Below are 20,710 nucleotides of genomic sequence, written 5' to 3'. Positions count from 1 at the left end.
GGTACATGCATGCCAAAAGTAAACGTGCAATCGCTGAAACCGTCCGAGTTGGCTCCGGTGGGTCCGGCGCGGTACGCTCGTATGTCCGCGTATTATTTCCTCTTCTACACAACAGTCGGTGTTTTTTCGCCGTACTACAGCTTGTTTTTGAGATCTCACGGCCCCAACGACACCCAAATTGGAAGGGTGTTAGCCGTCATCCCTGCGGTGGGAATGCTGGTTCAACCCCTTTGGGGCGTGCTGAACGACCGGTACAATGTACCTAGGCGTAGCCTTTTCGTCGGCATGCTGATGGGCCCGTTGGCGGCCTATCTCTTGTTGCCGAACCTTCACAGCGTTTGGGCTTTTGCCTTCGCGACGGGGGTGATGGCCATCTTTCAGACGAGCTTGATCCCACTGTCCGACAGTATGACGGTGTACAACACGGGTATCCGTCTGTACGGGAAGATTCGCATGTTTGGATCGCTCGGGTATGCCATGGCTGCGAACGCGGCAGCACTTGTGTATCAGTATTTTGGCATTCATTGGCTCATTCCATCCTACTTGGTCGCCACTGCGCTGGCCTTGTTCGGGTTAGCAGGTTATCCGAGTACACCGTGGTTGGGGCGGCGCGAGGTACGCGGGGTCCATCGGCTGTCCAGCGTGCTGCGGAACAGCCAGTTCGTTCAGATCTTGGTTCTGTCGTTCCTCATGTCGGTGACGCAGTGGATGAACAGCAACTTTTTCTCGCTGTACTACGTGGATTTAGGGAGACCCCAGTCATGGCTGGGGCTCATCTACGCACTGGGGGCCATGAGTGAGTTGCCGCTATTCTTCTTGTCCGGGCGACTGATTCAAAAGATTGGGCCGCTGCGCGTGCTGTGGCTATCCACCGCCGTATTCGCCTTTCGGTGGGCCGTTCTCTGCCTGAATCCACCCACCGTTGTCATGATTTTGTTGCAACTTCTGCACGGCGCCTCCTTCGGCCTCGCGCTGGCGGCGGGGATATCCCTGGCTGCCCGGGTGAGCAATGAGTCCAATCGCGTCACCTCGCAAATGGTGTACAGTGCAACGAACACGGGGATTGCTGCCATTATCGGTAGTCTGGTGGGTGGCACGATATTCGATAAAGCTGGAGGAAGCGTGCTGTACGCGGTTGCTTTCGTCACCTGTTTCGTCAGCCTCGGTGGTTTTACCTGGATGGTGAAGCGCGGAGGGGATGTGTTTTAGCAACCCACCTGAGGCCAAGACGTCGAATGGCTCAAATAAAAAGTGAGAATTGAATGAGTATTGACACATATCTACAGCTAGGTTACGCTCTCTGTAAAGAAAATATCCGGCAAAATGTATTTTTATGGATATGAACTCCGCTCTACAAATATCAGTCAACGAATTCGTGTTCAAATCGTAAACCTCTAAAAATGTGTACTCCATAGTGACTCCATCTTGAATCTACCCTTTCAACCACATCACAGGCATCACGGCGACAGACTTCAAAGAGGCATGGAAATCATTCCAGCGATTTGCATCATCGTGACGATCCACTGCTCTGGACATTTGCAAATCGCTCGTTGAACAACGGATGGGGTGGTGCATCGATGAAAACAACTCGCGTAGGCATCATTGGGGTTGGATCCATTGCGCTCGCGGCGCATTTGCCCAGTTACGCAGCTCGACAGGACGTGGAGGTCGTGGCGTTTGCGGATCCTGAAGTGGAGCGGGTGTCTGCTGCAGCCGCGGCATTTGCCAAAGAGACCGGTCGGCCTCGGCCTTGTGTGTACGGCAGTGCCGAGGAGATGCTGGCCAGCGAGTCACTGGACGCGGTCAGCATTTGCACGCCCAACACCTCGCACGTCCATCTCGCGTTGAAGGCCCTCGACGCCGGCGTGCACGTGCTCCTTGAGAAGCCGATGGCCACGCAATTGGACCAGGCGCAGGCGCTGGTCGACAAGGTGACGGAGTCTGGCAAAGTGCTGATGGTGGGCATGTCCCACCGCTACCGAGATGACGTAGCGGTGATGAAGCGGTATGTGGAGGCGGGGGACCTCGGGCAGGTGTATTACGCAAAGACGCGCATTTTGCGGCGGAGGGGCACGCCAAAGGGCTGGTTCACCGACAAAGCGGTGTCCGGTGGCGGGCCGCTGCTGGACATTGGCGTGCATGCGCTGGATGTCACCTGGTGGCTGATGGGCAAGCCGGAGGTGAAATCGGTCAGCGGTTTCCTGTACCAGGGGATTGGCAACGACAAGCTCGACTTTATCCAAACGTGGAAGGCCAAGGCGCAGGGTAATGAAAACAACGAGATATACACCACGGAGGACTTTGCTTCCGCCTTCATTCGCTTCGCCAACGGCAGTGTGTTGCAACTGGAAGTCTCGTGGGCCATCAACGGCCCGGAGGACGACGCGTTGCAGGTGGATCTCTTTGGCGCCCAAGGCGGCATGTCACTCCATCCGCTTCGCTTCTACAGCACAGCCCACGGCGTGCTGACCAGTACCACGCCGTCGGTGGGGATGGGCCCCCTGTACCAACGGGAGATTGACCATTTCCTTGAATGCGTGCACACCGGTGCCCCCCCATGCAGCGACGTGGCGCAAGGGAGGGACGTGGTGCACATGCTCGTCGCCATTGCGGCGTCGTCTGAACAAGGTCGAGAAATCACATTCTGACGGGAGTGGAGACGGATGAAGATTGCGCTCAGTATGTGGAGTGTCCATCAGTACTGGTACGACAACACGTGGGATATGGTGGACTTCATTGAGTTCGTCAGCACCACGAAGGCAGAGGGTGTTGAGCTGTTAAGCATGTTTTGGCGCAACAAAGAAGAGGAGATTCCGCGGGTGGAACAGGCTTTGCAGCGGACCAGCCTACAGGTTGCGAGCTTCTCAGCTTCCAATAACCTGGCCATCACCGATGAAGTGCGGTGGCAGGAGCAAGTGAAGGACATCACGGATTCCGTGGACATGGCCGTCCGCTTTGGTGCCAAGGTGGTGCGTGTGTTCTCAGGCGATAAAGCGGGAGATACGTCCTTTGAAGAAGCCAAGTCTCAGATTATCAAGGGGCTGAAGAAAGCGGCCGAGTACGCACAAGCTCAGGGCGTCACGCTCTGCCTGGAAAACCACGGACTGTTTGCCGGCAAGGCGCATCAAGTGCGGGAAGTGATTGAGGCGGTGGGCTCGCCTGCGTTACGGTCCACGTTCGACACGGGCAACTTCCTGTTGGTCGGCGAGAACCCCAGCGAGGCCATCGGTAAGCTCAAGGACTACGTGTCTCACGTGCACTTTAAGGACTTCCAGAAGGTGGACGACGATTACCCCGGTCACGCGTACGCATCCACCACCGGCGAGAAGTACGTGGGCAAAATCGCCGGCGAAGGAGAGGTGGATCTCCGGTATATTCTCCGCGCGTTGAAAGACGCCAATTACAACGGGTGGCTGACCGTCGAGTTTGAAGGGGAGGAAGAGCCAAAGCGCGGATCGACTGATAGCATTGACAATCTGGTGGAAATCCTGCGCACGCTGTAGCCGGAGCGAGGGGGACGGCGGATGGAGTACAGTATCGGGATTGACATCGGAGGCACGAAAATCGCCGGGGCCATTGTTCATCAAGAAGGGCGAATTGTAACCCGGAAAACAGTGCCGACGCCGGAGAAAGGTCGGCATGCCGTGTTGCAGTCACTGCGGCTTCTCTTGGATGCGCTCCTCGAAGAGGCTGCGAGACTCGGGGTAAACCCGCTTGTCGGCATCGGGATTGGCACGGCTGGTCAGATTGACTTTGCGCGCGGGCGAGTTCTGTCCGGAACCACCAATATCCCCGACTGGAATGACGTTCCGCTGCGCGACATATTGTCCGAATCATACGACTTACCTGTGTGGGTAGACAACGACGTGAACGTCATGGCACTCGCGGAGCGGTCGTTGGGCGCAGCCAAAGGGCATGACGACGTGGTCTGCCTGGCGTTGGGCACGGGTGTCGGAGGCGGTGTCATTTCGGGGGGCCATCTGGTGCGCGGCGCGTGGGGTGGCGCTTGTGAACTCGGGCACATCACGGTGGACATGAATGGGCCGGACTGCAGCTGCGGGTTTCGCGGGTGCCTCGAGGCGTACGCGTCCGGCGTCGCCATTGCGCGGCGGATGAAGCACCAGTTGGCACTGGCAGTCGGCGACGCTGACACGCCTGCGGTTCGCGCGTATCACAAGGACCCGGACTGCGTGACCAGCCGTGCTGTGTTTCAGTGGTTCAAGGAAGGCGATCCGCTGGCCACAGCGGTCATCTCGGAAACGGTGCAGGCATTGGCGTTCGGTGTGGTGACCCTCATCCACACGTTCAATCCCACCATCGTCGTACTCGGGGGCGGCGTGATGGAGGACGGTGAGTGGCTGCGCGCTCTGGTGGAGCGGCAGGTTCGAACCCTCGGCGTGCGGTCCCTGGTGGATCCAGTCCAGATTGTCTTGTCCACGCACGGGGCGGACGCGGGGGTTCTTGGAGCTGCCTATCAGTGTTTCACATACGGCACTCCTCAAGCATCACAGACCTTGAGGGAATATCGGTGAACGCCATCCAAGACGCAGTATCGGCGGGGGAAGGAGACTGAGTTTGTGAAAAAAGGTGCCAATCTGTACTGTTTCCCCAGCGAGTGCTGTTTCCCCAGCGAGTGGTCTGTTGAGCGAGTCTTTCAAACCGCGAAGGAAGCCGGATTTGACGGCGTGGAACTGGACCTAACGGAGAACGGCATCGTGACGCTGGATACGAGCGACAAGGAACTGGCTCGGATTGCGGAGCTTGCCGCGTCGTTTCAACTGGAGTTGCCCAGTGTATCGACCGCTCTGTTTTGGCGTTATCGGTTCACGGACCCGGACATGGCTGTTCGGCGGCGTGCCTTGGACATTTGCAAGCGACTGATAGAGGTGGCTTCCGCGCTTCGGGTGGACACGGTGTTGGTGGTACCGGGCGTGGTGGACGAACACACGCCGTACGACGCGGCCTACGAGCGTGCGCAGAGCGCACTCGCTGAACTGTCAGACTACGCGGCGGCGCACTCCGTTGTGATTGCGGTTGAAAACGTCTGGAATCGATTTTTGTTAAGCCCCTTGGAGATGAAGCGGTTTGTCGAGGAAATCCACCACCCGGCGCTCCAGGTGTACTTTGATGTGGGAAACGTGTTGGCTTTCGGGTTTCCGGAACAATGGATCCGCATCTTGGGAGGTCTCATTCGACGCGTGCACGTGAAGGATTTTCGCCAGGACGTTGGCAACGTGCACGGGTTTACGTCACTCCTGCATGGCGACGTCGACTGGACTGTGGTCATGAAGGCGTTGCGGGACGTTGGGTATGACAGTTACCTGACAGCGGAGATACCACCCAATCCCCGTTTTCCGTCTGAGTCACTGGCGGAGATGTCCCGGGCACTGGACGTCATTCGCAGAGGAGGCGGTATTCCATGTTAAACGTTGTCGTGGTTGGTGCGGGCACCATGGGAACCGTGCACGCAGAGGCATATCAACGCATGACACAGGCCAGACTGGTCGCGGTCGTTGACATTCGAGAAGACGTGGGTACCGCGCTGGCAGACCGGTACGGGGCGCGGCACTACCTCCGGTTGGAAGATGCCTTGCTACAGGAGGACGTGCAGGTCGTCGATGTTTGCGTGCCCACTTACTTACATAGAGGTTACGTAGAACAAGCCGCGCGGGCCAAGAAACACGTGATTTGCGAAAAACCTATCGCCCTGACCGCGGAAGACGCCAACGCCATGATGGAGGTTTGTGCGCGCGAAGGGGTTCGACTGCTGATTGGGCACGTGGTGCGATTCTTCCCGGAGTATCAGCGGGCCCATCATCTGGTCCAATTGGGGGCGGTCGGACCCGTGGGGACAGTCCGAACGTTTCGTGGCGGCGCATTTCCTATCGCATGGAACGATTGGTATGCAAGCGCAGACAAGAGCGGGACCCTCATCACAGACCTGTGCATCCACGACTTCGACTTCCTGCGCTGGACGTTTGGAGAGGTCGCGAGGGTGTACGCAAAAAGCTTGTGGAAACAAGCGTTCAACCGAATGGATCACGCGCTCGTCAGTCTGCGGTTCTCGAGTGGGGTGATTGCCCACGTGGAAGGAACCTGGGCCGCACCCAGCGGATTCCGCACAGCGTTCGAAATTGCCGGCACGGGCGGCATCATTCAGCATGCGAGTGACGAGGCGACGTCCATCCATACGGATTTGCGAGCGTCGGAGTCGGGCACGACAGGCGTCGCGGTCCCGGAGAGCCCGCTCGTGAAGAGCCCGTACCAGGTGGAATTGGAACACTTCATAGACTGTCTCATCACGGGGCACACGCCGCTCGTCACGGCGGAAGACGCGTATGAAGCCCTGAGAATCAGCTTGGCGGCGCTTCAATCTGTGCAAACCGGCGAGCCTGTCTTTCTGAGGGAGGGGTTGCAGTGAAAGTCGGCATCATCAGTTTTGCCCACATGCATGCGTACAGCTACGCCACGTGTCTGAAGCAGTTGGACAACGTCGAACTGGTTGCAGTTGCCGACGACAATCCGTTGCGGGTGACAGAGGCAGCCAAACAGTTCGGATGCGCGTACTACAGTGACTACCGGGAATTGCTCGCAACCGATGTCGACGCCGTTGTGGTTTGTACAGAAAACGCAAAGCACGCGGATGTGGTCGTGGATGCCGCCAAGGCAGGGAAACACGTGCTCTGCGAGAAGCCCATCGCGACCACGTTGGATGATGCGCACCGGATGATTGACGCGTGTCGAGAACATGGGGTCATCTTGCAGATTGCGTTCCCCGTCCGCTTCAACACGCCGATGCGCCGCGTCAAGCAGATGATTGATGAAGGACAATTGGGGCGAATTGTCGCCATGCGGGGGACGAATCGTGGGCAAAACCCCGGCGGTTGGTTTGTGCAGAAGGAACTGTCCGGGGGCGGAGCGGTATTGGATCACACCGTACACGTCATTGACATCATGCGGTGGTACCTGAACAGCGAGGTCAAGGAAGTGTACGCAGAAGTGGACACCCGCTTCTCTGACATCGCGTGCGATGACTGCGGCCTATTGATGCTGGAGTTTGAGAATGGGGTGATTGCCTCTCACGATCCGAGCTGGTCCAGAAGCGAGACGTTTCCCACCTGGGGGGATGTGACCCTAGAGATTGTCGGAACCCAGGGGGTGACGCGAGTGGATGCGTTCGCCCAGCATTTGACCGTCTACAGCGACTTGGACAACAAGGTGAAGCACGACTTCTGGGGCGACGAGATGGACCTGGGTCTGGTGGCGGACTTTATTTCGTGTGTCCGAGAGGGACGTACGCCGTCCATCACGGGAGAGGACGGCCTACGTGCCTTGCAAGTTGCACTCGCCGCCTATGAATCTGCGAGGTTGAGAAAGCCAGTGCGGTTGTAGAGATATTGGAATGACACGTAGCAAAGCCCTGCCTCCGACAGCACTCGTTCGGATGGGCAGGGCCTTTCTCTGTGAGAACCACAATGTGAGTCAATGGATGGGCCATACCCCTAGAAACTCGGCGGTGTCATCGCCCAGATGGACCGGCACACAGTGTCACCGGGGTTCACAAATCGATGCGGCGTGGACGAGGGAAAACAAATGCTGTCTCCTTCATTCAGGTGAATTTCCTGGGTACCGAGCCGTACAATCAACTCACCTTCGAGAATCACACCGCACTCTTCTCCAGTGTGGGTCACCATACCTTCTGGATCATGCGCAGTGCCGGGCTCAATTTCCACGAGCAAGAACTCAATCTGCCCCTGCAAGTTCGGACTGAGCAGTTGGTATTTGACGTGAGAGTTCGGGAATTGGATGATTTTTCGCTGATGCTTGCGGACGACCATGCTTTCGGAGCGATGATGTCCAAAAAGTAATGCATGGGGATGTCGAGTGCCTGACAGATCCGCCAAAACACGGTCAACGTGGGCGTCACCTTGCCCCGTTCGACCTGGCTAATGAGACTTGGGCTGACATCACAAGCGTCCGCCAATTCCTTGATGGTGAGACCTTTTTGTTGTCGAACTTGGCGCAGCTTTGCGTAGTCAAACTCCATGTGATGCTTCCTTTCGGACATGGGACTGTACGTGCAGCGACACCTTGGACGTCGTGCGGAATCAACATCTGGCTGTCGCTGCGAGAAAATGTTTTCATCAAAAAGTGCGCCGCAGACTTACGCGGCGCACCTGTCCGTGCCGCACACCCCTTTTATTCGACTCGCGCTTCCGCTTCTCCTACCTGGCTGGCGCGACGGTCTGCTCGAGTGCGAAGATATGCGAGCCAGTACACCAGACCCACCACAATCATAATGGCCGTCTTGAGCAAATCTCCCGCGTCTTGTTGCGCCAGTGCGAGAATCACCCCGATGATGGCAATGATGGGCGGCAGCGGCCAGAGTGGCATGCGGAAGGGGCGCTCACCGGATGCATTCTTGAGCCGGCTGACAATCGCAGATATGGCAATGAGCAGGTAAATCACCACGATAATCACGCCCGTGAACGTGATGAGGCTGTTCAGGGACGAAAAGTAGCACAGCAACGCGTTCCCAATGGCGAGAAAGACAAATCCCCATTTTGGAACGTTATGCCGGTTCATACTCGCAAAGAAGCGGTTTATGGGTTCAGGCCAGCTGTTGTCGCGAGCAGAGTCCAGGTAGATTCGGGCATAGGCGAGGTTGCCGCTCAAACCCGTGTCAAACATCGCGATGATGACCCCAATGAGCAAGACCGTTGCCGCACCGTGGCCGGCAACAGACTGCGCGATGTAGGTGAGAGCGGATTCCGACTTCATGGCGTCTGAGAGGTTGGGAATGGCGAGCGTCGCGGAAACGACGGCCAGGACTTCAATCACCACGGATGCGAGTACCGCAATCATCACAGCGCGTGGCAGGACCCGCCGGGGTTCTACCGTTTCTTCAGCAAAGTACAGCGGCCAGTCGTAGCCGTTGAAAGCAAACAGTGCAGGCACCACAGCGGCGAGCAATGCGCTCCAGCTGATTCCGGTGACGGTACCAGAGCTGTCTGCAGCGATGGGGTGAAGAAGGAATGACAGCGGGTGCTGTGCTCCAACAAAGGTCACAATGATGAACGCAAAAATGACGACCAGTTCAACAATCAGCATGACCGCAGCAACCCAACTGGCCGCCCCGATTCGCTCCAACGAAAACCACGTGACCACCAGCATCATCACCACGGCGGCCCAGTTCGCTGGAATCTGTGGGATGAGCGCATGTAAATAGGTCGCGGCCGATACGAGAATACTCGCGGTGATAACCAATCCCAACACCAGAAAGAGCAGGACGGCGACAAACCCCATCGGTTTCCCTAAGGCCCGGCGGACAATCGTGTACGCTCCACCAGCGCCAGGGTACTGGGAACCCAGCTCCGCGTAGCAAAATGCCATGGATATGGCAATGCACGCGCCAATCACAAACGCCCAAAAGACGCCAGTACCTGCGTGCTTCAGGCCATCCTGGTAGACGAGAAAGACAGAGGTTGTCGGCGAGATTGCGGCAATCGCAATCGCCAACACTTGCCGAATCCCAAGCACCCGCTTGAACCCGCCTTTTGGCTCAACGTTCTGCACAATCGTCCCTCCTAGCCAGCTTTCGTAACGTATTCACCGAATGCGTAAGAAACGCCCGGGATCAATGTAACCCAACACGACCAGCCTGTCTACCTGATTTTAGAATATTAAAATATCACGGCTCCTGTTTATGATCTTGATTCAGGTCATATTCTAGACGCTGCTAGACTTGGCGTGACAAACAGTAGGCACTCGCGGTGGGTGGGTGACTTTTTGCTCATAAAAAAGAGCCTTTAGAATCGCTTCTAAGGCTCGTTGAGCACTCTACTCGAAAGTAGACTCTTATGGTTAAATCGTGGGCGCTTCCATCCCCATCTGACTCCATTCTTCCCTTGCAGGCCCGTAAACTCCAGGAACTTTTAGCCCGGCTTGGCGCATGAGAACCGTCATTTGTCCACGGTGATGAATGATATGCTTGATGATCAGTGCAAGGAATGCAGCATTCGACATATCCCTTCCGAATGCATTCTGAACTTGCTTTAGGGATTCATCGGTCCACTGCTGCTTCACTGTTTCCGCTGCGTCGGCACTGACTTTCCGAAAGCGCTCAGCGATTTCCTTCGCTGAGGATGGAACAGTGGCTGCGTCTTTCACCATTTCAATCTTCAATCCGAAGTGGGAAAGAAGTTCAGGGATACTGGTGATGATGTGCCATGCAATTCTCCCCAGAGTGCGACCATTCGGCGAAACTTGTTGTTGAAGGGACGCATCCGTCAATGCGTCTAACACCTTCTGCGTAGCGGTCGCTTCTTGGTTCCACTCCTCGAGAAATTCCGCGATTGTGGTATACATTTTGGCACCCCTTTGTTTTTCACACAATTGGATTCGATATACCTTGTCTGACCTGCTGTTTTTGTAGCGTAGCCGCTCGACATCGATGCAATTCCGAATGGAGCACGCTTGCTTTTCCTACTTGACGATTATAGAACATATGTTCGTAAATAAGCAAATCCATTGCCCTAACGATATCGTAGGGCAATGGATTTTAGAATACCCGGTTCAGATGAGTTCACAATGCGTGTTCATGAACCAATTGCGGTTGCGCTTTGCGCATGTCTCCGGTTTCGGCGAAACGTTGGTGCCAGCTGAGCGCTTCCTCCAACAGGTGGGGCGTGTGTCCACCGCGAGCACTCGCGCGTTTGAAGTAATCGAGCAATTCATCTCGATAGCACGGATGGGCGAGATTTTGGATGATGGCCTTCGCCCGTTCACGGGGTGTCAGCCCACGCAAGTCAGCAATGCCTTGCTCGGTGACGAGGACATCCACGTCGTGTTCCGTGTGATCCACGTGGGTGACAAACGGCACGACGCTGGAAATCCGGCCGTCTTTCGCCACCGACTTGGTGACAAAGATGGTCAATCCGGCATTGCGCGCAAAATCGCCGGATCCACCAATTCCGTTCATCATGCGCGTCCCGCTGACGTGTGTCGAGTTGACATTTCCGTAAATGTCCACTTCGAGTGCGGTGTTCATCGCAATCACGCCAAGGCGCCGCACGACTTCCGGATGGTTTGAGATTTCCTGTGGGCGGAGGATCATCTTGTCTTTGTATTGCGATATCGACGACGTGACCCGCTCAACCATCCTTTTGGACAGTGAGAACGAGCACGCAGAAGCAAAGCTGACCTTTCCTGCGTCGAACAGTTCAAACACTGCGTCCTGCATGACTTCCGTGTAAATCTCGAGGTTCTCAAAAGGAGCAGTGGCGAGCCCACTGAGTACCGCGTTGGAGACAGACCCTACGCCGCTTTGCAGTGGAGCCAAGTTCTGCGGCAGACGTCCATAACGGACTTCGTGGCTCAAAAAGTCCAAAATGTAGCCGGCCATGCGCTCTGTCTCTGCATCTGGCTCGACAATGTTGGACGGTGTATCTTGCAGTCGTGTGAAGACAATGCCGACAATTTTGTCTGGATCGCATGGAATATACGTTGTGCCAATTCTATCTCGAACCTGTGTGATAGGAATCGGGGAGCGGTTCGGCCGGGATTCCGGCTGATAGATATCGTGAACGCCCTCGAACGCTTCCGGGATGGTCTCGTTGATTTCAACAATGACACGCTTCGCTTTCTCTACAAAGATGGGACTGTTGCCGACGGACGTCGTCGGAACAATGCCACCATCTTCGGTGATGCAGGTCGCTTCAATGATGGCCAAATCAATTTCCCCGAGGTAGCCGCTGCGAATGAGCTCTGCCGTGTGGCTGAGGTGTTGATCCGTATATCCGACACCGCCGAGATTAATCTGCTTCCTCAGCACGGAATCCGATTGGTACGGTAACCTGCGGGCAACCACGTGATGCATTGCGAGTAGTGCGTCAGTTTCTCCCAAAGAAGCCCCAGAATACAGATTGATTGAAAGCTGTTCCCCAGTTTCTCGAACGCGGTTTACCAAGGCCTGCAGCACGGCCTTCGCGTCCCCAGACTTTGTGAATCCACTCACACCGATGGTCATGCCGTCTTGAATCCACTGCTGAGCTTCCTCGGCCGTGACAACCCTCGACCGTAACCCGGTGTGCCGAATACGGCTTTCCAACATCCCTTCATCACCTCGAAAACGCTTTCCTACTAGGTCCGAGTATAGATCTCAGAAAAGTCTTTGTCTTTGCTTGTAGATATACGTCGATATTCGCGGATGAACGTGGAATATGCAGGATGAACGTGTGTCATATTTTGAGGGCCAGACAAAAATGCTGGCCAATAGTAACTTATTATTCCGACGAAGGGATTTGCTGGCGCACGACCTCTTCCCACAATGCCATGCTCTTTCTGTCCTCTGCGTTTCGCATGGCCCGCAATGCCGCGCCAGCAGCTGCACTGCAGTCCAGCAGTGTAAAGTGCCGCTCTGGCAACCGCGCGATGAGGCCGTCTCGCAGCATGGCTGCGTGGGTAAACAGTCCACCCGCCAACACGACGTGATTGTCTGCCGGACCCGGGAAGCGAGAAAACACGGATTCCACCAATTGTACGTAACTTGAGATGGCTTGGGACAAAATATTGGACGCCACCTCGTCGACGTCGCCGAGCGCGATGACTTCGCGGGCGAAGGAGGCGACGGTGCCGACAGGGTTGTTGGATTCATAGATCTGTGGAATGATATCGCCAGGTTGCGACACTTGGAAGAAGTCCGCAGCGCGTTCCCAGAGTTGCGTTTGCGGTCCGCGCCCTTCTGCAGCTTGCACAGCGGCCATGAGACCGCGGCGTCCGATGTCACATCCGCTGCCTTCGTCGCCGATTAAGTTTCCAAATCCTCCAGACCGGACCATATGGCCTTCTGTGTCTTCGCCCACCGCAATAGATCCGGTTCCAGCAATGAGCACCACCCCGGAGGCACCTCTCGTCCCGGCTGTCAAGGCGGGGAGTGCATCGTTGACCACCTCCATGTTCAATCCGGCCGGGAGGTGGGAGGACAGCTCCTGCGTCATGCGCTCCACCTGTTGCGGCCTGTCGATGCCGGCCATGCCGATGGAGAGTCCACTCAGCTGTTCGGGAGATGCACCAGCGGCCTGTAGAGTCTGGAAAATCAGCTGGAGAACGGTGTCTCGGGCCGTGGCCCAGCCCACAGTGCCTGGGTTGGCCGATTCGCCCACAATCGAAACCGCGCGCTTCGCCTCAGTGTTCACCAGAAATGTCTGCGTCTTTGTACCTCCTGCGTCTACACCCAAATACACTGACATTGGCTTCGCCCCTCGTATGCTTTGAATTCAATCGTTCTTTGCCATGCTCGCATTACTCTATCAAGCTGCTCCCAATGAGGTTGTGTAGGAGCCCTCGCAAGCGCACAATGTGTTTCTTTTCTCGCCCGTAGTGGACGTCGTTTGTCAAAAGGATCATCCACAACTTCGACACCGGATCAAACGCGAGGCTCGTTCCGGTGAATCCCGTGTGGCCGACGGTCGTTTCCGGCCACAAATCACCGGTGTGGTCATACGCGTCGTGTCGACACACCCAACCGATGCCGCGCCGCCCGTTCAATCCTTCGGTGTGACATTGTACCGCAACGCGTCGAACGGCTGGGGATAACAAGTCCGACGTTGGATTGAGCCACATGGATACATATTGAATCAGGTCTGACATGGAGGCAAACAGACCAGCATGACCTGCGACGCCGCCGAGTGCTTCGGCGTTCTCATCGTGCACAACGCCCACTTTCGCCGGTTGGCCGTCCATTTCTTCCGTCGCGGCAATCCACGGTTTGAATTCGGGGGATGGGCAGTACCCGGTGGTTTTCATTCCAAAGGGCTGGAAGATCTGTTTCTCTGCGTACTGATCCAGAGGCATCCCGGTCACTGCTCGCACAATGTCGCCGAGGAGAACAAACCCCAGGTCGCTGTACACCACCTGCGCCCCAGGTGCGTGTTCCAGCGGTTCGCGACGTACTGCCTCAAGGATAGCGTGTGGAGTGGTGTGCATTTTATAAAACAGGCGGGATGCCGGGAGGCCAGAGGTATGGGTCAATAAATGGCGGAGGGTAACCGTTGATTTCGCTTCCGTTGTAAACTCGGGAAGGAACAGGGAAACAGGGTCGTTCAAGCGGATGTGGCCGTTGTCAATCAACGTCAGGATGCTTGGCAGTGTGGCCACAACTTTCGTGAGAGAGGCGAGATCGAAAATGGTGTCGTGGTGCATCGCCCGCACGTGACCTCTCAGGTTTTCCGCGTATCCAAACGCCTCGCGGTAGAGGACGTCGCATCCGATACCCACCGCCACCACCGCGCCTGGAATGCGCAGGTCAGAGGTTTGGCGTTCGAGCAGTGCCGTCATCTGTTGAAACCCTTTGGGATGAATGCGCATCCTCACACCTCCCTTGGATGGGCGTCCGCTTGAAGGGCTTTCCGGAGGAATCCGTCCGCGCGGTCCAGTAAAGAGCGGGCTGTTGGCTTGTCGACCTGCTTTTGAAGCATGATGATGGCGAGCTTGACGTGACCCTCTGCGTCCGACAGCGCGCGTGCGGCCACATCGTAGGGCACGCCGGTGGCGAGCATGATGATGCGCTTAGACCGTTCCACCAACTTCTCGTTGGTCGCTTTCACATCCACCATCAAGTTTCGGTAAACTTTGCCGAGCCGAATCATGGTGCCGGTGCTCAACATGTTCAGGACCAACTTCTGCGCGGTGCCTGCCTTCAACCGGGTGGAGCCCATCAGAATTTCCGGGCCCGTGTTGACTTCAATGGCAATGTCTGCGTATTGGCTGACCCGTGCGTTCACATTGCAGGCTAAGGAAATGGTGGCCGCCCCAACGCTCCGCGCGTACTGAAGCGCGCCAATCACGTAGGGCGTTCGGCCGCTGGCTGCAATCCCAACCACCACATCGGCGCCACAGACACCTCCATCACGCAAGTCCGCCGCGCCGAACTCAGGGTGGTCCTCCGCATGTTCTAGGGCTTGAAAGATGGCGCCGGTGCCTCCGGCGATGACCGCCTGCACCAAATCGGGCGGCGTATTAAACGTCGGGGGGCACTCCGCCGCATCGAGAATCCCGAGTCTGCCGCTGGTTCCGGCACCGACGTAAAACAGCCGACCGCCTTCCTTCAGTTTATCCACAATACAATTGATGGCTTGGGCGACCGTCGGCAATACCTTGCCTACGGCGTCCGGCACCGACCGGTCAAATTCGTTCATCTTGGTGACAATGTCCAGCGCGGAGAAGCTGTCTAAGTCCGGGGTGTCCGGATTCGGCTGCTCAGTGAGGAGCTCTGTCCAAATCACGTCGAGGTCACTCATGTCGATTTCGCTCCTAGTAAAGATAGAATGGGGAAACCTTGTCGTTGAATGCTTCCAGTTCCGCTTTTGACTGCTCCAGGTACTCGGTGGCACGCCCCTCGAAGATGAGGTCTCCGAGTTCATCGGTACCCGCTAACAAATCCAGGAATCGACGGTCGTTTGGCCGGGGCTCTAATATAGAAAATTCGTTCGGATACAGTTTGGCGAACGTTTCAAGGAGAAGGAGGCCTGTCTTCACGGGTTGCAATGCCGCTGCGTCGGTCACGTGCAACTGTACGCCTTGGCACAGTACGCCGACGTATTTCTTGTACGTCGGGACAAAGTAGGTCGGGCGCGCGATGACGCCGGGCAGGCCATATTCTGAGAACACGTTTGCCACGCGGTGGGCATCCGCGAAGGGAGCACCGATAATTTCGAAGGGACGGGTGGTGCCACGACCCTCGCTCAGGTTGGTGCCTTCCACCAAACAGGTGCCTGGATAGAGGAGGACCATGTCAAAACACGTGGTGTTGGGAGAAGGCGGTACAAACGGGAGACCGGTTTCGGGCCACATCATCTGTCGTTGCCAGCCTTCCGCGCGTACGACGGTCAAGTCGCAGGGCCGAGGCAGCTGTTGGTTGTAGAGCATCGCCAGTTCACCGAGGGTCAGACCGTGGCGGTTTGGCATCGGGAACATGCCGACCAGAGACGCAAACGATGGGGACAAGATGTTCCCTTCGCGGGTGAGGCCATTCAACGGGTTGGGTCTATCCAGTACAACCAGTGGCAACCCGAGTTCCGCGCAGGATTCCAGGCAATGCACCATGGTCCCGATGTTCGTGTAGTAGCGGGCACCCACGTCCACCAAGTCAAAGACCAAGACGTCCATCCCTTGCAACATCTCGGAGGTGGGCTTGTGAGTGTCTCCGTACAGGCTGTAGGCGACCAGTCCGGTGTAAGGATCTACTTCAGAAGACACCTGTTCGCCTTCCTTGGCACAGTTGCGCACGCCGTGTTCCGGCCCAAACAGCTTCTTGACTTCCCAGCCTCGTTCTTGAGTCAGCAGATGGACGGTGGAGCGAAAGTATCTATCCATGACGTTGTAGTTCGTGACGAGTCCAATTCGCTTGCCGACGAGAAGTCTGCGCTGCCTTTCCAACAACGCTTCAATGCCTAGTAAAACCACCGTTTGCCGCCTCCAAACTGATGATTGAAAATTTAGAATTGACCAACGCTGTTAAAAGCATAATAATATGTTTCAAATATAGAGTAAATTGTGTAAAAAATTTTTTCAGGGGTGATAGGATGTACATCCCGGGTGGTGGGCTTGTTCGATTGAAAGAATCGCTGGCATCGCTGTCCGAGTCTGAAGCAAAGATTGCAGATTACGTCCTCCGCCACCCCGCGGATATCGTGAACCTCACGGTGCAAGAACTGGCGCAAAGGAGCGGGGGAAGCCCGGCGGCGGTGGTTCGCCTGTGGAAATCGCTCGGCTTTGAGGGGTACAACGACTTCAAGCTTCGTGTGGCCAGCGACGTCCAGTCCAATGCCACCGGGGAATACACGGAGTTGCAGTTGGACGGGTCGTTCGGATCCATAGTGCTGGCCGTGGAGGAGAGTCTGAACCAGACCATCCAGAATACGTTTCGCTTGCTTCGCGAAACGGACGTGGAAACGGCCGTACATCATTTGGTGAACGCGCGTCGCATTCTCACATTTGGCGTTGGCGCGTCCGGGATGGTGGCCAATGACTTGGCGCAAAAGTTGCTCCGTATTGGGTTTTCCGTGCAGGCGTCCAGTGACTTTCACACGGCAGCGACAGTGGCCGCGCAGTTGGGATCGAAGGATACCATGGTTGCCGTGTCCCATTCTGGGAAGACGTCTGACGTAGTGGAAGTGGCTCAAATGGCATCGGACAACGGTGCGCACATCATTGCCATCACGTGCTTTGGAGACACGCCACTCCACCGCATCGCCAACACGCGGCTTTGCACCAGCGCCGTGGAACCCCGTTTCCGAGTCGCCGCAACGGCCTCTCGGATTTCGGCACTCGCCATCATTGATACGCTCTTTATCTATCTCGCCAACCATTTTGATGAAAAGATTTATGCGCCTTTGGAATCGTCGAGAAAAGCTGTGGCCAGCCACAAATTGGAGCGCTCCGGAGACCAGCCTTCTCCATGATGTCCATCAACGGGAGTGAAACCGCTTGCAACGAAAAAATCGAACCGTGATTGCCGTGTTTCTGGCCCCTGCCGTACTGCTCTATCTCGTGTTCATCGTGTACCCGTTTCTCTCGAGCTTGCGCTACAGTCTCTACAATTGGGACGGCGTCGGCCCGCTGAAAGACTTTGTCGGGCTGAAGAACTTCACCTACATCCTGTTTTCACCTCAATTTGCCGGGCAGTTCTGGCGCGCCGTATATCACAACGTGTACTTCTTTGTCCTGTCTATGATTCTGACGAGCATCATCGGCTTGGGACTTGCTTACCTATTGATGCGGATCCGAGAAACGGCCTCGCGTTGGCTGCAAGTAATTTACTTCATCCCCATGGTTGTGCCGCCTATCGTTGTCGCGTACCTGTGGGCGATGTACCTCGAGCCGAACGATGGAGCCATCCCGGTACTGCTCAAGGCATTGCACCTCAATTTCCTGAACATCGCCTTTCTTGGCAGCGAGCAATGGGCGTTGCCGGTGATTGCCGTCATCACTGCATGGGCCGGTATGGGGCTGCCTATCCTGATTTTCATCGCAGCGCTCATTGGCGTGCCCAGCGAAGTGTTGGAAGCCGCGAAGGTGGACGGTGCCAGCGAATTCCGCACGTTCTTTTCCGTCGTGTTCCCCATGATTAAACCGACGTTCCTGACCATCACCACGCTAAACTTCGTCGGTGCATTCGGCGTGTTCGACTACATCTTCATCATGGAGGGCACGCAGGCCGGTCCCAACTACGCCACCGATGTCATTGGCACCTTGTTCTACCGGACGGCATTCGGCGGCTTCGGCACCACAGCGCAGGGCATGGGTCTGGCGACGGCGCTCGCGGTCCTCGGCTTCATCATCGTGATGATGGCGTCCGCCATTCTGGTGCTCATGCAAAAACGTGCCTCGGCAGATTTGTAGAGGCACCGATTCGGACACGCACTTGCTAATTTCTACCTTCTTCCAGCGATTTGTCAACGAAGGGAGTTCGGCCCATGCAGACAAAGCGACCGGTCATCTCGTACGTGTTGCTGGCCCTCTACGCGCTTATTGTCCTACTGCCGCTGTTGGACTTGGTATCGATGTCATTCAAAGACTTGCCGGGCATCATTAGCCATCCGTTCAGTATTCCGACATCCATTCAGTGGTCCAACTATGCCGACGCTTGGTCCGAAGGGAATATTGGCACCTTCCTCGTCAATACAGCCATTGTCGCTGTGGTGTCGGTGGTCATCATTGTGGTGTGTTCATCCATGGCTGCGTACGTCATTGCACGATTTGAATTTCGCGGTAACCAGCTGATCTACCTGACGTTTCTGGCGGGCCTAGCGCTCCCCATCCAGATGATTGCAGTGCCCCTGTTTGTCTTGATGAAGCAACTGCATATGCTCGACAGCCTCTTGTCCGTCATCCTTGTCTACTCGGCGAGCGGTCTGTCGTTCAGCGTGTTTTTGCTCGTCAACTTTATCCGGTCCGTCCCGAAAGACCTGGAGGAGGCCGCTCTGTTAGACGGCGCAAGCCACTTCCAGACGTTCTACCGTGTGATTTTGCCGCTCGTCCGGCCAGCGCTGAGTACGGTGGCTTTGCTCAACTTCGTATCCGCTTGGAACGGCTTCTTCTTCCCGCTGATTCTTTTGTCCGATCCGAACCAGATGACGGTCGCTGTCGGTGTCCTGTCGTTTGTCGGACAGTACGCGACCCAGTGGAATTTGCTTTTGCCAGCACTTGTGATGGTCATGCTGCCGACCGTCATTGTCTTTATCTTCGCATCGCGTCAATTCATCAGAAACATGACGGAAGGCGCTATCAAATTATGAAATGCGTTGCAACGCAAAGGGAGTGATGCACGTTTGCAAATCGCTGGGCTTGTGAAGTCAGCCTGAGTTTCACAACAAAACAAACCCGAGGGGGACTATGAATGAAAAAGGCACTTGCGGTATTGGGCATCTTCGCCACGAGCGGCATGCTGCTCACCGGCTGTGGGTCAGGGTCTGGTGCAACCACTATCACCGTTTGGACATGGCGTTCCCAAGACAAGCAGCTGTGGCAGCAAGTTCAGGACGCACTCAACCAAAAAGGAGAGAACATCAAAATCAGCTTCAGGCCAGTTCAGCCGACCAGTTACGACTCGGTTCTGCAGACCGCGATGGACGGGGGTAAGGGGCCCGACATCATGTACACGCGCGCCGGGGAAGGTACGCTGAAATACGCCGCAGCCAACATGCTGAAACCGCTGGACAACGTGGTGAACTTCTCCAGCATCAATAACAAGGCTTCGCTGCAGTCGGCGCAGTACCAAGGAAAGACATACGGCGTTCCGTTCGCGATTCAAACGATGGAGATTTTCTACAACAAGGATATCTTCGCGAAATACAACCTACAGCCGCCAAAGACGTGGGACGACTTCATTCACATTTGCCAAGTGTTGAAGCAAAACGGCGTCACGCCCATCTCCACCATGGGCATTCAGAGTTGGATGTTGGCGCTGAACTTTGACGAAGTCGGCGCGACGTTCCTGGGTAACGACTTCACGAAAAAGCTCGTGGCCAAGGAAGCGAAGTACACAGACCCACCGTACGTCGACGCGTTGGCCCATTATCAGCAACTCGCGGACTACTTTGAACCGAACTTTAAAGCCGTCGGTTCTGGTGGGAACGAGCAGGAAACGGACTTCGCGCTGGGCAAGTCCGCCATGGTGATGGACGGCATCTTCGACGTCCCGACCATTCAGAAGGACAATCCGAACATTCACATGGGGGCGTTCCTGGTTCCGCCGGCCAAATCCAATCAGCAGACAAAGATTGACTGGTACGTCGACGGCAATATTGCGATGAACAACAACATCAAAGATCCCAAGGTGGAAAAAGCTGCGGAAGATATCATGAAGTTTGTGGGAAGTCAGCCATTCGGCCAGGACTTCTCTAACATCGCGGGCGAAATCTCGCCGATTTCCGGCGTCAGCATTCCGTCCAAGTACCCGCTGTCAATTCAGGCGTATCAATGGTATCAACAAGAGGCCATCAACCCCATCTTCGGCATTCGCAGCCCAATGGACACTCCGCCTCCGACACCGGTCACCTCGTCCAAATCCGTGAACGACGACAACGGCATTTTCTCGGCGGAACAAAAAGTGTTGTTGCCGCTCCTGACCAAGCAGAAGACACCGGAACAGGCGGCGCAAGACATTCAAAACACACTCAGCTGGTACTTCAAATAAAGATATATCAAA

Annotated in this window: 19 protein-coding genes and 1 pseudogene; 11 read left to right on the top strand and 9 right to left on the bottom strand. The window is 56.0% G+C overall.

The features are described 5' to 3' along the window. Positions 1-9 precede the first annotated feature (9 nt). From YWK_RS0102490 to YWK_RS0102460, 7 genes are all read left to right on the top strand, one after another. A complete protein-coding gene (locus YWK_RS0102490) occupies positions 10-1,209 on the top strand; it encodes an MFS transporter (protein ID WP_026963552.1) in 1,200 nt (399 codons plus the stop codon). Between the two features lie 368 nt (positions 1,210-1,577). Beyond that, a complete protein-coding gene (locus YWK_RS0102485; protein WP_026963551.1) occupies positions 1,578-2,648 on the top strand; it encodes a Gfo/Idh/MocA family protein in 1,071 nt (356 codons plus the stop codon). A gap of 15 nt (positions 2,649-2,663) precedes the next feature. Then, positions 2,664-3,503, top strand: a complete 840-nt coding sequence (locus YWK_RS0102480) for a sugar phosphate isomerase/epimerase family protein (protein ID WP_026963550.1) — start codon at positions 2,664-2,666, stop codon at positions 3,501-3,503. Between the two features lie 21 nt (positions 3,504-3,524). Beyond that, positions 3,525-4,532 carry an ROK family protein gene (locus tag YWK_RS17945; protein ID WP_051374968.1) on the top strand — a complete coding sequence of 336 codons (1,008 nt, stop codon included), beginning with the start codon at positions 3,525-3,527 and terminating at the stop codon, positions 4,530-4,532. Between the two features lie 45 nt (positions 4,533-4,577). Continuing rightward, positions 4,578-5,426 carry a sugar phosphate isomerase/epimerase family protein gene (locus YWK_RS0102470; RefSeq protein WP_026963549.1) on the top strand — a complete coding sequence of 283 codons (849 nt, stop codon included), beginning with the start codon at positions 4,578-4,580 and terminating at the stop codon, positions 5,424-5,426. Then, positions 5,420-6,421, top strand: a complete 1,002-nt coding sequence (locus tag YWK_RS0102465) for a Gfo/Idh/MocA family protein (protein ID WP_026963548.1) — start codon at positions 5,420-5,422, stop codon at positions 6,419-6,421. Before YWK_RS0102470 ends, YWK_RS0102465 begins: the two co-directional genes overlap by 7 nt. Then, positions 6,418-7,392: a Gfo/Idh/MocA family protein gene (locus YWK_RS0102460; protein WP_026963547.1), complete on the top strand. Its 975-nt coding sequence runs from the start codon at positions 6,418-6,420 to the stop codon at positions 7,390-7,392. Before YWK_RS0102465 ends, YWK_RS0102460 begins: the two co-directional genes overlap by 4 nt. Before the next feature lie 110 nt (positions 7,393-7,502). On the opposite strand, the gene YWK_RS17940 is transcribed toward YWK_RS0102460, so the two are convergent. The 9 genes and pseudogenes from YWK_RS17940 to YWK_RS17935 form a co-directional block, all read right to left on the bottom strand. Further along, entirely contained in the window at positions 7,503-7,904 is a 402-nt protein-coding gene (locus tag YWK_RS17940; RefSeq protein WP_245578484.1) for a cupin domain-containing protein, read from the bottom strand. Between the two features lie 14 nt (positions 7,905-7,918). After that, positions 7,919-8,047, bottom strand: a pseudogene (locus YWK_RS22330) (helix-turn-helix domain-containing protein); the annotation flags it as partial. 152 nt (positions 8,048-8,199) lie between these two features. Continuing rightward, positions 8,200-9,576 (bottom strand): APC family permease, encoded by a 1,377-nt coding sequence (locus YWK_RS0102450; protein WP_026963546.1) that lies wholly within the window; start codon positions 9,574-9,576, stop codon positions 8,200-8,202. Between the two features lie 288 nt (positions 9,577-9,864). Then, positions 9,865-10,368: a DinB family protein gene (locus YWK_RS0102445; RefSeq protein WP_026963545.1), complete on the bottom strand. Its 504-nt coding sequence runs from the start codon at positions 10,366-10,368 to the stop codon at positions 9,865-9,867. Between the two features lie 217 nt (positions 10,369-10,585). Beyond that, the gene (scpC, locus tag YWK_RS0102440; RefSeq protein WP_026963544.1) at positions 10,586-12,112 is read right to left on the bottom strand and encodes a succinyl-CoA:acetate CoA-transferase ScpC; all 1,527 of its coding nucleotides are present in this window, start codon (positions 12,110-12,112) and stop codon (positions 10,586-10,588) included. Between the two features lie 172 nt (positions 12,113-12,284). After that, positions 12,285-13,250: an N-acetylglucosamine kinase gene (locus YWK_RS0102435; RefSeq protein WP_026963543.1), complete on the bottom strand. Its 966-nt coding sequence runs from the start codon at positions 13,248-13,250 to the stop codon at positions 12,285-12,287. A 52-nt stretch (positions 13,251-13,302) separates the two neighbouring features. Beyond that, positions 13,303-14,367, bottom strand: a complete 1,065-nt coding sequence (locus YWK_RS0102430) for a serine hydrolase domain-containing protein (protein WP_035465837.1) — start codon at positions 14,365-14,367, stop codon at positions 13,303-13,305. Between the two features lie 2 nt (positions 14,368-14,369). Then, a complete protein-coding gene (gene murQ, locus YWK_RS0102425) occupies positions 14,370-15,299 on the bottom strand; it encodes an N-acetylmuramic acid 6-phosphate etherase (RefSeq protein WP_026963541.1) in 930 nt (309 codons plus the stop codon). Positions 15,300-15,312: 13 nt separating this feature from the next. Then, positions 15,313-16,464, bottom strand: coding sequence for an exo-beta-N-acetylmuramidase NamZ family protein (locus YWK_RS17935; protein WP_035465836.1), 1,152 nt, complete (start codon positions 16,462-16,464; stop codon positions 15,313-15,315). A 119-nt stretch (positions 16,465-16,583) separates the two neighbouring features. Between YWK_RS17935 and YWK_RS0102415 the strand changes: the two genes are divergently transcribed. The 4 genes from YWK_RS0102415 (at position 16,584) to YWK_RS0102400 (ending at position 20,698) form a co-directional block, all read left to right on the top strand. Beyond that, on the top strand, positions 16,584-17,462 hold the full coding sequence (locus tag YWK_RS0102415) for a MurR/RpiR family transcriptional regulator (RefSeq protein WP_026963540.1): 879 nt from the start codon (positions 16,584-16,586) through the stop codon (positions 17,460-17,462). 25 nt (positions 17,463-17,487) lie between these two features. Continuing rightward, complete coding sequence (locus YWK_RS0102410; protein ID WP_026963539.1) at positions 17,488-18,402, top strand: carbohydrate ABC transporter permease; 915 nt, start codon at positions 17,488-17,490, stop codon at positions 18,400-18,402. A 74-nt stretch (positions 18,403-18,476) separates the two neighbouring features. Further along, positions 18,477-19,298 carry a carbohydrate ABC transporter permease gene (locus tag YWK_RS0102405; protein WP_026963538.1) on the top strand — a complete coding sequence of 274 codons (822 nt, stop codon included), beginning with the start codon at positions 18,477-18,479 and terminating at the stop codon, positions 19,296-19,298. Positions 19,299-19,399: 101 nt separating this feature from the next. Beyond that, positions 19,400-20,698 (top strand): ABC transporter substrate-binding protein, encoded by a 1,299-nt coding sequence (locus tag YWK_RS0102400; RefSeq protein ID WP_211231367.1) that lies wholly within the window; start codon positions 19,400-19,402, stop codon positions 20,696-20,698. Positions 20,699-20,710 lie beyond the last annotated feature (12 nt).

Source organism: Alicyclobacillus pomorum DSM 14955 (assembly GCF_000472905.1).
Taxonomy (GTDB): Bacteria; Bacillota; Bacilli; order Alicyclobacillales; family Alicyclobacillaceae; genus Alicyclobacillus_A; species Alicyclobacillus_A pomorum.
This window is presented reverse-complemented; position numbering and strand designations above follow the sequence as displayed.

Excerpts from the sequence above, each read along its gene's own strand:
- YWK_RS0102480 (WP_026963550.1), top strand. The coding sequence starts at position 2,664 with ATGAAGATTGCGCTCAGTATGTGGAGTGTCCATCAGTACTGGTACGAC.
- murQ (WP_026963541.1), bottom strand. The coding sequence starts at position 15,299 with ATGAGTGACCTCGACGTGATTTGGACAGAGCTCCTCACTGAGCAGCCG.
- YWK_RS0102435 (WP_026963543.1), bottom strand. The coding sequence starts at position 13,250 with ATGTCAGTGTATTTGGGTGTAGACGCAGGAGGTACAAAGACGCAGACA.
- YWK_RS0102445 (WP_026963545.1), bottom strand. The coding sequence starts at position 10,368 with ATGTATACCACAATCGCGGAATTTCTCGAGGAGTGGAACCAAGAAGCG.
- YWK_RS0102485 (WP_026963551.1), top strand. The coding sequence starts at position 1,578 with ATGAAAACAACTCGCGTAGGCATCATTGGGGTTGGATCCATTGCGCTC.
- YWK_RS0102405 (WP_026963538.1), top strand. The coding sequence starts at position 18,477 with ATGCAGACAAAGCGACCGGTCATCTCGTACGTGTTGCTGGCCCTCTAC.
- YWK_RS0102490 (WP_026963552.1), top strand. The coding sequence starts at position 10 with ATGCCAAAAGTAAACGTGCAATCGCTGAAACCGTCCGAGTTGGCTCCG.
- YWK_RS0102400 (WP_211231367.1), top strand. The coding sequence starts at position 19,400 with ATGAAAAAGGCACTTGCGGTATTGGGCATCTTCGCCACGAGCGGCATG.
- YWK_RS0102430 (WP_035465837.1), bottom strand. The coding sequence starts at position 14,367 with ATGCGCATTCATCCCAAAGGGTTTCAACAGATGACGGCACTGCTCGAA.
- YWK_RS0102415 (WP_026963540.1), top strand. The coding sequence starts at position 16,584 with ATGTACATCCCGGGTGGTGGGCTTGTTCGATTGAAAGAATCGCTGGCA.
- YWK_RS17945 (WP_051374968.1), top strand. The coding sequence starts at position 3,525 with ATGGAGTACAGTATCGGGATTGACATCGGAGGCACGAAAATCGCCGGG.
- scpC (WP_026963544.1), bottom strand. The coding sequence starts at position 12,112 with ATGTTGGAAAGCCGTATTCGGCACACCGGGTTACGGTCGAGGGTTGTC.
- YWK_RS0102465 (WP_026963548.1), top strand. The coding sequence starts at position 5,420 with ATGTTAAACGTTGTCGTGGTTGGTGCGGGCACCATGGGAACCGTGCAC.